Raw genomic sequence first — 486 nt, 5'->3', positions numbered from 1 at the left:
CGGCCGACCTCGCGGAGCGCCGCGGCGAGGCTGTTCTGCTGGCGATAGGCGGACAGCTTCTTCAAGATCAGCGAGGGCGTAACGGTCCTGTCGCGCATAGCGCAGACCACGCGACCAATGTCGCCCCAATGCGCCCTGATGAGATCGACGTCGAGCCGCTGGCCGAACAGCGGCGCGAGCCGGCCGTAGCGCGCGCGGGGCTCAAACGCATAGAGACGACGATCGGACAGCCGCGGGATTCGTGGCTCGAAGTCGAGCCCCAGCAGGTGCATGATGGCGAAGACGATGTCGGAAACACCGCCGCCGTCCACATGCAGCGCGGCGACATCGACGCCGCTGTCGTGACCCAGGATGCCGTCGAGCGCGTGGACGGCCTCCCCGGCGGTGCCGGCGATCACCGTCTGGTGGAGCGGCGCGTAACGGTCGGTGATCGTCGTGTAGATCTTGACGATGGGATCCCGGCCATAGTGGGCGTTGACCTTGCCG

1 protein-coding gene is annotated in these 486 nt (G+C 67.5%); it reads right to left on the bottom strand.

Annotated elements, in window-relative coordinates; all coding sequences use genetic code 11:
* Positions 1–486: Tn3 family transposase (locus AX677_RS09270; protein ID WP_156446004.1), on the bottom strand; the 486-nt coding region annotated here is incomplete at both ends.

Source organism: Streptococcus sp. CCH8-C6 (assembly GCF_001557225.1).
In the GTDB taxonomy this organism is placed as follows: Bacteria; Bacillota; Bacilli; order Lactobacillales; family Streptococcaceae; genus Streptococcus; species Streptococcus sanguinis_C.
This window is presented reverse-complemented; position numbering and strand designations above follow the sequence as displayed.